Origin of the sequence: Microcella sp., from assembly GCF_030645145.1 — a bacterium.
Lineage (GTDB): Bacteria > Actinomycetota > Actinomycetes > Actinomycetales > Microbacteriaceae > Microcella.
On the sequence record NZ_JAUSMI010000157.1, the window covers coordinates 1 to 14,008 of the forward strand.

Annotated in this window: 9 protein-coding genes and 2 pseudogenes; 8 read left to right on the top strand and 3 right to left on the bottom strand. The window is 71.8% G+C overall.

The window, feature by feature from the left end; translation table 11 throughout:
• Window positions 1–316: pseudogene (locus tag Q7T15_RS10665) on the bottom strand (hypothetical protein); the annotation flags it as partial.
• Window positions 317–415: 99 nt separating this feature from the next.
• The gene (locus tag Q7T15_RS10670) at window positions 416–1,756 is read right to left on the bottom strand and encodes an MFS transporter (protein WP_304696095.1); all 1,341 of its coding nucleotides are present in this window, start codon (window positions 1,754–1,756) and stop codon (window positions 416–418) included.
• Window positions 1,757–2,117: 361 nt separating this feature from the next.
• Here Q7T15_RS10670 and ileS point away from each other — a divergent pair, with 361 nt between their 5' ends.
• From ileS to ndk, 4 genes are read left to right on the top strand one after another with little or no spacing between them, the layout of a single operon-like run.
• The gene (ileS, locus tag Q7T15_RS10675) at window positions 2,118–5,378 is read left to right on the top strand and encodes an isoleucine--tRNA ligase (protein ID WP_304696097.1); all 3,261 of its coding nucleotides are present in this window, start codon (window positions 2,118–2,120) and stop codon (window positions 5,376–5,378) included.
• Window positions 5,375–6,757, top strand: coding sequence for a folylpolyglutamate synthase/dihydrofolate synthase family protein (locus Q7T15_RS10680; protein WP_304696098.1), 1,383 nt, complete (start codon window positions 5,375–5,377; stop codon window positions 6,755–6,757). The genes ileS and Q7T15_RS10680 overlap by 4 nt, the downstream gene beginning before the upstream one ends.
• Window positions 6,754–7,149: a DUF4233 domain-containing protein gene (locus tag Q7T15_RS10685; protein ID WP_304696100.1), complete on the top strand. Its 396-nt coding sequence runs from the start codon at window positions 6,754–6,756 to the stop codon at window positions 7,147–7,149. The genes Q7T15_RS10680 and Q7T15_RS10685 overlap by 4 nt, the downstream gene beginning before the upstream one ends.
• A gap of 51 nt (window positions 7,150–7,200) precedes the next feature.
• Window positions 7,201–7,623 (top strand): nucleoside-diphosphate kinase, encoded by a 423-nt coding sequence (gene ndk, locus Q7T15_RS10690; RefSeq protein ID WP_304696102.1) that lies wholly within the window; start codon window positions 7,201–7,203, stop codon window positions 7,621–7,623.
• Between the two features lies 1 nt (window position 7,624).
• Here ndk and Q7T15_RS10695 read toward each other — a convergent pair whose 3' ends face one another.
• Window positions 7,625–8,251, bottom strand: coding sequence for a vitamin K epoxide reductase family protein (locus Q7T15_RS10695; RefSeq protein WP_304696105.1), 627 nt, complete (start codon window positions 8,249–8,251; stop codon window positions 7,625–7,627).
• A gap of 335 nt (window positions 8,252–8,586) precedes the next feature.
• Between Q7T15_RS10695 and Q7T15_RS10700 the strand changes: the two genes are divergently transcribed.
• From Q7T15_RS10700 to Q7T15_RS10715, 4 genes and pseudogenes are all read left to right on the top strand, one after another.
• A complete protein-coding gene (locus Q7T15_RS10700) occupies window positions 8,587–11,346 on the top strand; it encodes an Rne/Rng family ribonuclease (protein ID WP_304696107.1) in 2,760 nt (919 codons plus the stop codon).
• 6 nt (window positions 11,347–11,352) lie between these two features.
• Window positions 11,353–12,396 (top strand): permease, encoded by a 1,044-nt coding sequence (locus Q7T15_RS10705; protein ID WP_304696109.1) that lies wholly within the window; start codon window positions 11,353–11,355, stop codon window positions 12,394–12,396.
• Window positions 12,386–13,138, top strand: coding sequence for a TIGR03943 family protein (locus tag Q7T15_RS10710; RefSeq protein ID WP_304696111.1), 753 nt, complete (start codon window positions 12,386–12,388; stop codon window positions 13,136–13,138). Before Q7T15_RS10705 ends, Q7T15_RS10710 begins: the two co-directional genes overlap by 11 nt.
• Window positions 13,119–14,008, top strand: a pseudogene (locus tag Q7T15_RS10715) (hypothetical protein); the annotation flags it as partial. The gene Q7T15_RS10710 and the pseudogene Q7T15_RS10715, both read left to right, overlap by 20 nt.

A 14,008-nucleotide genomic window follows, 5' to 3' on the forward strand; every position in this document is an offset into this window, starting at 1 on the left:
CGACTCCGGCCGGGCGGAGCATCTCGGTCGGCGCGGTCGGCGGCGGGGGAGTCGGCGCGACCGGCGGCACGCCGCCGGGCTGGTCGAGCGGTCGGGTGAAGGCGCGCGTCGGGGCATCCCCTGCATCGACCGCGTCGTAGGCCTCGGTCGGTGCGTCGCCGGCATCGCCGGGGTCCCCGTCGCCGAGCGCATCGTAGGCCTCCGTCGGAGCATCGCCCGCCGCACCCGCCCCGCCCTCAGCGCCGCGCGCATCCGCTCCGCTCACCGGCCGCAGCGGCTCGGTCGGATCTTCGTTCGGCGTTCGCTCGTCGGTCATGGTCGCCCCCGTCCCCTGAGACGGAGACCGCCCCCGTCGCGGCCAGTGTAGGGCGCGCGCGGGGGCGGTCGCGGGAGGAGGGAGTGCGGCGAGCGCCGGTCAGCGCTCGGCGCCGACGACCTCCGGAGCCGTCACGGCGGGCGCATCCTCATCGCGATCGACGCGGATGCGGATCGCCACGAGCGAGGAGACGAGCGTGATGAGCGACATGCCCGCGAGCACGATCGCCGGGTGCCACCAGGCGTTTCCGGTGGCCGCGCCGAGCGCCCCGGTCAGGCTGGGCACGAAGCCCGAGACGACCGCCGCGAGCGCGTATGCGAACCCGAGCGCCGAGTAGCGGTAGCGCTCGTCGAAGAGCTCGGTGAAGATGCCGCCGAGCGCCGCCCAGCTCATCGTGGGCAGGATGCCGCCGATCACCATCATGCCGACGAGGAAGCCGAACGAGGCGTTCTGCAGGAAGAAGTAGATCGGGAACGACAGCAGCAGCGTGCCGAGCGCGCCGATCGCGATCACGAGGCCCGAGCCGATGCGCGTGGCCCACGCTCCGAACAGCGGGATCGTCACGAGCTGCAGCAGCCCTCCGATCGTCGTCGCGATGAGCAGCTGGTAGTAGTCGAAGCCGAGCACCGCCGCGCCGTAGTTGATCGTGTAGGTATTCATGAGCGAGTACGAGCCGATGCCGAGGAGCGCGACGCCCACGGCGACGACGATCGTGACGGGCTGCGCGCGCAGCAGGGCGGCGAGGGGGATGCGCGGCGCACGCCCCGCTCCCTTGACCGCCGTGAAGACGGGGGTCTCGGTGATCGCGAGGCGCAGGTACAGCGAGATCGCGAGCAGCGGGATCGCCGTGAGGAACGGGATCCGCCACGCCCACTCGCCGATCTCCTCGGTCGTGAGCGAGAGCGTGAGCCACAGGAACGCGACGGCCGAGAGGATCGAGCCGATGGGCGAGCCGAGCTGCGGCATCGCGGCGGCGAACGCGCGCTTGGCCTTGCTCTCGTGCTCGGTCGCGATGAGGATCGCGCCGCCCCATTCTCCGCCGAGCGAGACGCCCTGCAGCACGCGCAGCAGCACGAGCAGCACGGCGCCGACCCAGCCGGCCTGGTCGAACGTCGGCAGCACACCGATGAGCGCGGTCGCGACGCCCATCATCGTGATCGTCACGATGAGTACCGTCCGGCGGCCGATGCGGTCGCCGAGGTGGCCGAAGATGATCGCGCCGATCGGGCGGATCACGAAGGCGACGCCGATGGTCGCGAGCGCGGCGAGGTTCGCGCCGACCGGGCCGAGGGGCTCGAAGAAGAGCGGGCCGGCGAAGAAAGCCGAGAAGTAGGCGAAGAGATAGAAGTCGTACGACTCGAGAGACGTGCCGACGAGGGATGCCCAGCGCGCGCGACGCGCGATGCGGGGATCGGAGGGGACGGGGGTCAGGGGCTGCATGGTGGGCCCTGCTCCGTTTGACGCAGCGCCATGCGTATCAGTAGTCACAAGCACACCAGCGTAGTGACGCCCGGGCGTATTCCCGGCGGCCGGCCCTCGGGCGTTCGGTACCATGGGGGCACAGGCGTCGATCCGGCCATCACCGGGGAGCCCTCGGAAGAACAGCGGGATGCTCGTGCTCGAGCGACCCGGCAACTAGACCCGAGCGGGGCAGGCCCGTCACAGCCGCCGAAGAGGGGCCGGAGCATCCGCCCGCCAGGCACGGCGGAACGGAGAGCATCGGCAAGCGGGGTGGTACCGCGGCGGGCTCGACGAGCCCCGTCGTCCTCGCGGTGAGTGCGCTGCAGACACCGGAGAAACCATGGGCTACCCCCTCCACCGCGACGACCAGGGCGTCGTCGCCTCCCCGCGCTTCCCCGCGCTCGAGGCCGACGTGCTCGAGTACTGGGCGACGAACGACACCTTCCGCCGGTCGATCGAGCAGCGCGAGGGCTGCGAGGAGTGGGTCTTCTACGACGGGCCGCCGTTCGCCAACGGCCTGCCGCACTACGGGCACCTCCTGACCGGCTACGCGAAGGACGTCTTCCCGCGCTTCCAGACGATGCGCGGCAAGCAGGTGCATCGCCGCTTCGGGTGGGACACCCACGGTCTGCCCGCCGAGCTCGAGGCGATGAAGCAGCTCGGCATCACCGAGAAAGCCCAGATCGAGGAGATGGGCATCGAGGCGTTCAACGCCAAGGCCCGCGAGAGCGTGCTGCGCTACACCGACGAGTGGCAGGAGTACGTCACGCGTCAGGCGCGCTGGGTCGACTTCGACAACGACTACAAGACGCTCGACATCTCGTTCATGGAGAGCGTGCTGTGGGCGTTCAAAACCCTGCACGAGAAGGGACTCGCGTACGAGGGCTACCGCGTGTTGCCGTACTGCTGGCGCGACGAGACGCCGCTGTCGAACCACGAGCTGCGCATGGACGACGACGTCTACCAGATGCGCCAGGACCAGTCGGTGACGGTCACCTTCCCGCTCGTCGGTTCGAAGGCCGAGGCGCTCGGCCTCACGGGCGTCAAGGCGCTCGCGTGGACGACGACGCCGTGGACCCTCCCGACGAACGCGGCGCTCGCCGTCGGCCCCGAGGTCGAGTACGTCGTGCTCCCGGCCGGTCCGCACGGGGCGGCGGATGACCGGGATCAAGCCGGCGCGCGCGACGCGGTCGCCGGCGAGAGCCAGTACCTGCTCGCGAACGACACCCTCAACGCCTACGTCAAGGAGCTCGGCTACGAGACCGCGGCCGAGGCGCACGCGGCGATCACGCGGCGGATGCTCGGCTCCGAGCTCGGCGGCGTCCACTACGACCGCCTCTGGGACTACTACGCCGACCTCGAGACGTGGGGCATGCAGCGCGCCTGGCAGATCCTCGTCGCCGAGTACGTCGCCACCGGCGAGGGCACCGGGATCGTGCACCAGGCACCCGCATACGGAGAGGACGACCAGGCGATCTGCGCCGCCGCGGGCATCCCCATCATCATCTCGGTCGACGACGGCGGGAGGTTCCTCCAGCAGGTGCCCGAGGTCGCGGGCCTGCAGGTGTTCGAGGCGAACAAGACCCTCACGAGCATGCTGCGCGAGCAGGGCCGACTGCTGCAGGTGCGCAGCTACGAGCACAGCTACCCGCACTGCTGGCGCTGCCGCAACCCGCTCATCTACAAGGCCGTCTCGAGCTGGTTCGTGCGCGTCACCGAGATCCGCGATCGGATGCTCGAGCTCAACGAGCGGATCCGCTGGGTGCCCGACAACGTCAAGCACGGGCAGTTCGGCAAGTGGCTCGAGGGCGCGCGGGACTGGTCGATCAGCCGCAACCGCTTCTGGGGCAGCCCCATCCCGGTGTGGAAGAGCGACGACCCCGACCACCCGCGCGTCGATGTCTACGGCTCGCTCGCCGAGCTCGAGGCCGACTTCGGCGCCCTGCCGCGCAACGCCGCGGGCGAGGTCGACCTGCACCGGCCGTTCATCGACGAGCTCACGCGCCCGAACCCCGACGACCCGACGGGCCGCTCGACGATGCGCCGCATCGAGGACGTCTTCGACGTCTGGTTCGATTCCGGCTCGATGCCGTTCGCGCAGGTGCACTACCCGTTCGAGAACGCTGACTGGTTCGAGAACCACAACCCGAGCGACTTCATCGTCGAGTACATCGGGCAGACCCGCGGCTGGTTCTACACGATGCACGTCCTCGCGACGGCCCTGTTCGACCGCCCCGCCTTCTCGAACGTCATCAGCCACGGCATCGTGCTCGGCAACGACGGCCAGAAGATGTCGAAGAGCCTGCAGAACTACCCGAGCGTGACCGAGGTGTTCGAGCGCGACGGCTCCGACGCGATGCGCTGGTTCCTCATGTCGAGCTCGGTGATCCGCGGCGGCAACCTCATCGTCACCGAGGAGGGCATCCGCGCGGGCGTGCGCGAATTCCTGCTGCCGCTCTGGAGCACGTACTACTTCTTCACCCTCTACGCGAACGCGGCGGGGGTGGCGGATGCCCGCTGGCGCACCGACTCGACGAACGTGCTCGACCGGTACCTGCTCGCGAAGACGCGCGACCTCGTCGAGACCGTGACGACCGAGCTCGAGGGCCTCGACAGCCCGCTCGCGGCCGCCGCGCTGCGCGACTTCGCCGACGTGCTCACCAACTGGTACGTGCGCCGCAGCCGCGAGCGCTTCTGGGCGGGCGACGACCGCGACGCGATCGACACGCTCTACACGGTGCTCGAGACGCTCGCGCGCGTCGCCGCGCCGCTCGCCCCGCTCGTCTCGGAGGAGGTCTGGCGGGGCCTGACGGGCGGCGAGAGCGTGCACCTCGCCGACTGGCCGGGCGCGGATGCCTTCCCCGCCGACCCCGCGCTCGTCACCGCGATGGACCGCGTGCGCGCGATCGCGAGCTCGGGCCTCGCGCTGCGCAAGGCGCAGAGCCTGCGCGTGCGCCTGCCGCTGTCGACGCTCACGGTCGTCACGCCCGACGCCGCAGCGCTCGCGCCGTTCTCCGACATCCTCCGCGACGAGCTCAACGTCAAGGCCGTCGAGCTCGTCGAGTTCGACGACTCGCTCGTCGCCGCGTACGGCATCACGCGCCGACTCGCCGTCAACGCGCGCGCCGCGGGCCCGCGCATCGGCAAGCAGGTGCAGCAGGCGATCGGCGCCGCGAAGGCCGGCGACTGGTCGGTCGCGGGCGACGGCGTGATCGTCGGCGGCATCGCGCTCGAGCCCGGCGAGTTCATCCTCGAGCTCGAGCTCGAGGACCCGGCTGCGGCCGTCGTCTTCCTGCCCGGCTCGGGCTTCGTGCTGCTCGACACGACCGTGACCCCCGAGCTCGAGGCCGAGGGCGTCGCGCGCGACGTCATCCGCGCCGTGCAGCAGGCCCGCAAGGACGCCGGGCTCGACGTGAGCGACCGCATCGCGCTGACGCTCGGCTCGAGCGATGCCGCGACGCGCGCCGCGATCGAGGCCCACCGGGAGCTCATCGGTGGCGAGACGCTTGCGACCTCGCTGAGCGTCGGAGAGGCTGGCGAGGGGGCGGCGGCGCCGGTCGGGGCCGGGGCATCCGTGACGATCGAGGTGGAGCGAGCATGACCGACGCGCAGGAGAGCCGCGAGCCGAGCGAGCAGGAGCTCGCCGACCGGGAGGCCGCCGACGCCGTCTTCGCCGAGCTGCTCGCGCGCCTCGGCGAGGGCAGCCCGCAGCCGCGCCTCGAGCCCACGCGCCGCGCCGTCGAGCTGCTCGGCGACCCGCAGCGCTCGTACGGGGTCATCCACATCACCGGCACGAACGGCAAGACGTCGACGAGCCGCATGATCGAGAGCATCCTGCGCGCGTACGGGCTGCGCGCGGGCCTCATGACGAGCCCGCACCTCGTGCGCGTCACCGAGCGCATCATGATCGACGGCGCGCCGATCGCCGACCGCGCCTTCGCCGACAACTGGGCCGACATCCAGCCCTACCTGCTCATGGTCGACGCCGAGCTCGCCGCGAACGGCGAGGAGCCCCTCACCTACTTCGAGGCGCTCACGGTGCTCGCGTTCGCGTGCTTCGCCGACGCGCCCGTCGACGTCGTCGTGCTCGAGGTCGGCATGGGAGGAGAGTGGGACTCGACCAACGTCGCCGACGGCGACGTCGCCGTGCTCACGCCCATCGCGCTCGACCACGAGAGCCGACTGGGCCGCACGGTGGCCGAGATCGCGCGCACGAAGGCGGGCATCATCAAGCCCGCCGCGCACGTCGTGACGGCCCTGCAGCAGACCGAGGCGATGGACGAGATCCTGCGCGCCGCCGAGCACGACGAGGCGCCGGTCGCCGCCGAGGGGGTCGATTTCGCGCTGCTGGATGCCCGGCTCGCGGTCGGCGGGCAGGTCATCGACGTGCGGGGCAGGGCCGGCGAGTACCGCGATCTCTTCCTCCCCCTCTTCGGCGAGCACCAGGCGCGCAACGCCGCGCTCGCGATCGCGGCGGTCGAGTCGTTCCTCGGCGGCGGCGAGCAGGAGCTCGCGATGGACGTCCTCCACGAGGGCTTCGCGACCGTGACGAGCCCCGGCCGACTGCAGCTCATCGGCATCGAGCCGAGCGTGCTCGTCGACGCCGCCCACAATCCGCACGGCGCCGAGGCGCTCGCGAAGGCCCTGCTCGGCTCGTTCGCGTTCGAGAAGGTCACGGCGATCGTCGGGATCCTCACCGACAAGGACGCCCGCGGCATCATCGAAGCGCTCGACCCCGTCGTCGACCGGTTCGTCGTCACCCAGTCCGAGTCCGACCGCGCGCTCGACTCCGACGAGCTCGCCGAGCTCGTCACCCACATCGCCGGGCCCGATCGCGTGCGCATCGAGCCGGAGCTGTCGGTCGCGCTCGAGGAGGCCCGCGACGAGGCCGGCCCGACCGACGCCGTGCTCGTGACCGGGTCGATCACGCTCGTCGGTCAGGCGATGCGCATCGCGCGTGAGGAAGGCTGGGCGCTGTGAGCGCAAACGCATCCGCCGCCGACGACGCCGCCCCGCGGAAGCCGCGCCGCGCGCGCACCGCGACCGAGTCGCTCCTGAGCGTCGTGCTCGTCATGGAGGCCGTCGTCGTGATTTTCGGCGCCCTCGTGATCTACGGCCTCCGCGTCGTCGACCCCCTCGCCGCGTTCGGCGGAGGAGCCGTTCTCATCGTCCTGCTGCTCGTCGCGGTGCGTCTCGTGCGCTACCCGTGGGGGCAGTGGTTCGGCCACGCACTGCAGCTCGTGCTGCTCGCGACCGTCTTCCTCGAGGTGCTCGCGGGCGTCGCCGCCGCGATCTTCGTGGGATTCTGGATCTGGGCCGTCATCAAGGGCCGCCAGCTCGACGCCGCGAACGGCGTCGGCCGAGCATCCTGACCCTCACGCCCCATCCATCGCACGACCGCACCTGACCGCCGGGAGGCCACCATGACCACGTCCGTCGAAGAGACCCTCGTCCTGCTCAAGCCCGATGCGGTCGCCCGCAACCTCACGGGCGAGATCCTGCGCCGCATCGAGGCGAAGGGCTACCAGCTCGTCGACCTGCGGATGATGCAGGCCGACCGCGATCTGCTCGCCGCCCACTACGCCGAGCACGAGGGCAAGCCCTTCTACGAGCCGCTCATGGAGTTCATGGAGTCGGGCCCCGTCGTCGCCGCGCGCGTCGCCGGCCACCGCGTCATCGAGGGTTTCCGCTCGCTCGCCGGCACGACCGACCCGACGACCGCCGCGCCCGGGACGATCCGCGGCGACCTCGGCCGCGACTGGGGCCTGCGCGTGCAGCAGAACCTCGTGCACGGGTCCGACTCGCCCGAGTCGGCCGCGCGCGAGCTCGCCCTCTGGTTCGCCTGAACTAGAGAAGGCTCGGGAGCAGCGTCGGGAACTGCACGATGATCGCGAGCGCGATCACCGCGTAGTTCACGACGACGATCGCCCACGTGAACGGCAGCACGGCCGCGCCGAACCGCTCGCCCGCGCCGCCCGTGAGGCGACCCGTCGCGAGGAGCCACGCGAGCAGACCCCAGAACATGGGGATGACCGCGGCCCAGACGAGCATGCACCACGGGCACAGCGCGCCGATCTCGTAGACCGATTGCGTGAAGAGCCAGGTCACGAAGATCCACGCGCCCGTGACCCCCGCGAGGAAGAGGACCCAGAACCAGCGCGCGAACTGCGCGCCGGCGAGCAGGGCGACCCCGACCGCGATCGGCGCGACGAAGCCCGCGACGCCGAGCAGCGGGTTCGGGAAGCCCAGGAGCGACGCCTGCCAGCTCTCCATGACGCTGCCGCACGAGACGAGCGGGTTGATGTCGCAGTTGAGCACGTGCTGCGGGTCGATGAGCTTCGCGACGCGCTCGGTGATGAGGGCCATCGCGCCCCACCACCCGACGGCGCCCGTGACGAGCAGGAAGACGCCCATGATCCAGGGGCGGCGCGCGGGCGCGGAGGTGCCGAGGGGGGTCGTGTCGAGCGCGGTCACGCCTCGATTCTCCCGCACGCGGCGCGCGGGCGCTCGGGTCGAAGGTCCTCCTCCGGCGCGCGCCGTGCGATAATGAGGAGCAGTCGTCGCCAGCCGCGCTCGCGACGCACCAGAGACAAGCTTTCCGGGCACACCGGACCATCCTCGCGACACCGAGTCGCGAGCGTCGGATAGCCAGTTCCGAGTATGCGCAGTGACAGTGCGCGGGCCCGCGCCCGACCCGAACCGGGGGGCTGCGGCCCGACAACCGAAGAGTTTCGCAGCGGGGGCGACGCGCCCGCTGCCGGAGAGTTCCCGTCCAGGCGCGGCCCGGACGGTCGAGGAGTGCACCAGCGATGGTGAGTGACGACAACGAGACGAACCCGAAGAAGCGCACCCGGCTGTTCACGCCGCGCACGGCCCGGAAGGGTCGGGGAGACACGCAGAGCGCGCGCGAGAGCGCCGCGAGCGCGCCCACCGTGGACGACGCGGTGACGGAGAGCTCCGTGACGGAGCCCGTCGAGGCTGCGGAGGCTGCTCCGCCCGAGGATGCGGCGTTCGAGGTCGAGGCGCCGGCGGTCGAGGCGTCGGCGACGGACGCGACCGAGGCCCCCGATACAGAGGTGCAGCCAGAGGCGGAGGCCGCTAAGCCCGAGGCCGCGGAGCCCGAGACCGCAGAGCCCGAGCCCGAGACCTCCGCGACCCCGTTCCCGGTCCTCAAGCCCGAGAGCACGACGTCGCTGCTGTTCTACGCGCCCCCCGTCGAGTACCTCGCCCCGCGTCCCGGCGCCGGCCCGGTGCGCGAGCGCGACGCCGATGACGACGAGCCCGAGGAGGGCTCGAGCACGAGCCGCCGTCGCTCGCGCGCGCGTCGCGGCCGCGGCGGAGCATCCGTCGACGGCGACCGGGCCCCCGCCGAGCGCGAGGAGCGCGCCGATCGGAGCGACCGCTACGACCGCTCGGACCGCAGCGAGCGCACCGACCGTCGCGACCGACGCGAGCGACGCCCCGCCGAGCTCATCACCGAGCCGCAGCGCATCAAGGGCTCCACCCGCCTCGAGGCCAAGAAGCAGCGCCGCCGCGACGGCCGCGACGCCGGCCGCCGCCGCCCCGTCATCACCGAGGCCGAGTTCCTCGCGCGCCGCGAGAGCGTCGACCGCACGATGGTCGTCCGCTCGAAGGACGGCCGCACCCAGATCGGCGTGCTCGAGGATGGCGTGCTCGTCGAGCACTACGTCGCGCGCTCGCAGGAATCCAGCATCATCGGCAACGTCTACCTCGGCCGCGTGCAGAACGTGCTGCCGAGCATGGAGGCCGCCTTCGTCGACATCGGTCGCGGCCGCAACGCCGTGCTCTACTCCGGCGAGGTCGACTGGGAGGCCGCGCAGGCCGAGGGCGAGAAGAACCAGCCCCGCCGCATCGAGCTCGCGCTCAAGCCCGGCGATCGCATCCTCGTCCAGGTCACGAAGGACCCGATCGGGCACAAGGGCGCGCGCCTCACGAGCCAGGTGAGCCTCCCCGGCCGCTACCTCGTCTACGTGCCCAACGGCTCGATGAATGGCATCAGCCGCAAGCTCCCGGACACCGAGCGGGCGCGCCTGAAGAGGATCCTCAAGGAGGTCCTGCCCGACAACGTCGGCGTCATCGTGCGCACAGCCGCAGAGGGAGCGACCGAGGAGCAGCTGACGCTCGACGTCAACCGCCTCACCGCGCAGTGGGCGGAGATCTCGAAGCAGGTCGCGAACCCCAACGCGCAGGCGCCGATGATGCTCCACAGCGAGCCCGATCTGCTCGTCAAGATCGTGCGCGACGTCTTCAACGAGGACTTCCGCGCCATGGTCATCCACGGTCAGGATGCCCAGCAGACCATCGAGGCCTACCTCCGGTCGGTCGCGCCCGATCTCCTCGATCGCGTGCAGAAGCACGAGGGCGACCACGACCCCTTCGACGAGTACCGCATCTCGGAGCAGATCGAGAAGGCCCTCGAGCGCAAGGTCTGGCTGCCCTCGGGCGGCTCGCTCGTCATCGATCGCACCGAGGCCATGACGGTCGTCGACGTCAACACGGGCAAGTTCGTCGGCTCGGGCGGCAACCTCGAGGAGACGGTCACGAAGAACAACCTCGAGGCCGCGGAGGAGATCGTGCGCCAGCTGCGGCTGCGCGACATCGGCGGCATCATCGTCGTCGACTTCATCGACATGGTGCTCGAGTCGAACCGCGACCTCGTGCTGCGCCGCCTTATGGAGTGCCTCAGCCGTGACCGCACCAAGCACCAGGTCGCCGAGGTGACGAGCCTCGGCCTCGTGCAGATGACGCGCAAGCGCCTCGGGCTGGGCCTGCTCGAGACCTTCAGCGAGCAGTGCGACGTGTGCGCCGGTCGCGGCCTGATCATCCACCACGACCCCGTCGCCAAGCACCGCCCCTCGCAGGGCGGGCCCGACCAGGGCGGCAACCGCCGGGGCGGGCGCTCCGGGAACGACCGCTCGGGTGGCGACCGGAACGACCGCGGCGGCCAGCGGAGCGGCAACGGCGGCAACGGCACGCCCAAGTCGAATGGGCACGCCGGGACTCATGCGATCACCGAGGACGTCTCGAAGGCTCTCGCATCGATCGCCGCGAAGACCGTCCATCACGAGCCCGCGCCCGAGGTCGAGAGCGCCGCGCCCGCCGCGGCCGTCGAGACGACGAACGAGGCCGCCGGCCAGCCGACGCCCAACGCGGCATCGAACGCGACGAGTGCGCCGAGCGCCGAGAGCACCGCGAGCGCCCCCGAGGCGCCCGCCCGCTCGGGTCGCTCGCGCGGCGGTCGCCGTGCGCGCGGGGGAGCCGGCTCGAGCGCCGCGACCGCCGCACCCGCCACCGCCGAACCCGCGACGACCGAGCCCGCGACGAGCGGCCGCACCGCGTCGATCGACGTCCCCGTGATCGACCTCCCCGAGCCGCCCGCGACCCGCTCGCGCCAGCGCATCGACCCGCGCGACGCCGAGCAGCTGCTCGGCTCGGTGCTCGAGGCCCTGCCCGAGCCGCCGGCTCCCGGCACGCGCAAGCGCGGCTCGCGCCGCGCGACCTCCGGCACGATCTCCACGGCCGGACTCGACGCCGCGAGCGACGCCTAGCGATCGATGACCGTTCGACTCGAGACGCCCGTGCGGCGGGAGGACCACCGGGCCTCCCGCCGCTGGGGCGCCCGGCACCTCATCGCCGCCGGGCTCGGAGTCCTCGGCATCGTCGCGCTCATCGCGCTGCGCGCCACGACGGCCGAGAGCGGTCCCGCGGGCCTCCCCGACGTCGCGCAGGATCTCCTGACGCTCTCCACGAGCGTCATCATCGAGTCTCTGCCGTTCATCGTCCTCGGCATCGCGCTGTCGATCCTCGTCCAGGTCTGGATCCCCGAGGCGTGGCTCCTGCGGATCCTGCCGCGGAACCAGTGGGGACGACGCGCGGTCATCTCGCTCTTCGGCATGTTCCTGCCCGTGTGCGAGTGCGGCAACGTGCCGCTCGCGCGCGGCCTCGTGCGGCGCGGCTTCACGATCCCCGAGTCGATGGTCTTCCTCGTCGCGGCGCCCATCCTCAACCCCGTCACGATCCTCACGACGCACGCCGCGTTCGGCTTCGACGACGGCATCCTCGTCGCGCGCCTCCTCGGCGGCTTCCTCATCGCGAACGTCCTCGGCTGGCTCTTCTCGCTCCACCCCGAGCCCCAGTCGCTCCTTACCGGCCGGTTCGCCGAGGAGTGCCGCATCGACGACGGTCATCGGCACGGCACGCGCGCCGAGCAGACGGTCGACCTCTTCGTGCGCGAGTCGAGCATCCTCATGCCGGCCCTCGTGATCGGTGCGCTCGTGGCCGGGGGCATCCAGGTCGCCGTGCCCCGCGACGTGCTCGTCGCCCTCGGCAGCGACCCGCTGTTCAGCGTGCTCGCGATGATGGCGCTCGCGTTCGTCATCTCGGTGTGCTCGAACGTCGACGCGTTCTTCATCCTCCCCTTCGCCTCGACCTTCCTGCCCGGCTCGATCGTGGCCTTCCTCGTGTTCGGCCCGATCATCGACATCAAGATGCTCGCGCTCATGCGCACGACGTACTCCACGCGCACGCTGCTGCGCGTCACGCTCGTCGTCGGCCTGCTGAGCGCCGTGCTCGGACTGGTGGTGAACTATGTGGTCTAGCGTCCAGCGCTGGCGCGGCGTCGCCCTGATCGCGGCGATCTCGGCCGTCGCCCTGTGGCTCGCGGCCTCCGGCCAGCTCGTGCTCTACATCCACCCGCGCTACATCGTCTTCACGGTGATCATGGCCGCGATCGCCCTCGTGCTCGTCGTCGCCGCGGTCGCGTCGGCCGCCTCGCGACGGCGTCGCGACGAGGAGGCGCCCGTCTCGCGCCGCGAGCGCGCGCTCGGCCTGTCCGCCGCGGCGATCGCCGGCGCGTTCGTGATCGGGATGCTCGTCATCCCGCCCGCGACGCTCTCCACCGCCACCGCCGAGCAGCGGCAGATCAACGCGACCGCGGCCGACCTCGACGCCCTCGACGACGCGGCCGAGGCCGACGACGCCGCGGTCGCGCGCTTCACCGTGCGCGAGTGGTCGAGCATCCTGCGTCAGACGAGCGACCTCGGATTCTTCGCCGACAAGCCCGTCACCGACCTCGTCGGCTTCGTCGCGCCCGACCCCGACGACCCCGAGAACGTCTTCTACATCTCGCGCTTCGTCATCACGTGCTGCGCCGTCGACGCGCAGCCGCTCGGCGTGCCCGTGCACCAGCCGGGCTGGCAGGACGAGTTCCCGGTCGACTCGTGGGTGAGCGTGACGGGCGAGTTCGCGGCGAACCCGAGCGAGTCGAGCCTTCAGCCGCTCGTGGTCATGCCCGACGCGATCGAGGCGGTGGAGCAGCCGAGTGAGCCCTACCTCTTCTGAGCACGATGAGCGCGGGCACGACGGGCACGAGCACGGCCGCCACGCCCTCGAGCACGATGCCGAGCATCCCGAGCCGGAGACGAGCGTCGAGGAGCAGTTCCCGGGCGTCGCCCGCGCCGCCGACCACGGCCGCCGCCTCCGCGAGGAGCGCGACCAGCGCCGGTTCGCGCGCTCGTTCGCCGCGCTCGTCGGCGTGCTCGTCGGCCTCGGGCTGATCTTCCTCGCCCTCGGCGTGCTGCAGGGCCCGAAGCTCTCCTCCGCCCAGCTCGACCCGGCGCGCGTCACCGAGCAGTCCGGGCAGCAGCTGCGGCTCTTCGCTAACCAGCCGGTCGACCCCGTCGACGCGAGCGCCGTGACGGTCGAGCCCGCCGCCGCGACGAGCGTGACGGTGCAGGGCGAGCTCATCGTCGTCCAGTTCGACGAGCGACTGCGCTACGGCACCGAGTACACGGTGCGGGTCGAGGGGGTCGGTGCGCCCTCCCGCCCGAACACGAGCACCTTCGAGCACCGCTTCACGACGGCCTCCGCGAGCGTGCTGTACCTCGACCGCGACGACAGCGGGGTCGACGAGATCCTCCGCGCCGACGTCGAGGGCGCGGGTCGCGGCGAGGTCGTGCATGCCGCGCAGGGCATCCAGCACATGGCGCCCGTCGAGCGCGTCATCGTGGTCGCGCGCGACGACGGCGCGGGCGGCTCCATCCTCGAATCGGTGGATGCCCCCAGCGGCCGCATCGAGCGCCTGGCGCTCCCCGAGGGCGTCCGCGTCGATCGCCTCATCGCGCCGCGCGCGGGCACGACCGTCGCGCTCGTCCTCTCGCCGGCCGCGGCGCCCGCCGAGGGCGACGGTGCCGAGGTCGACGGCGGCGAGGT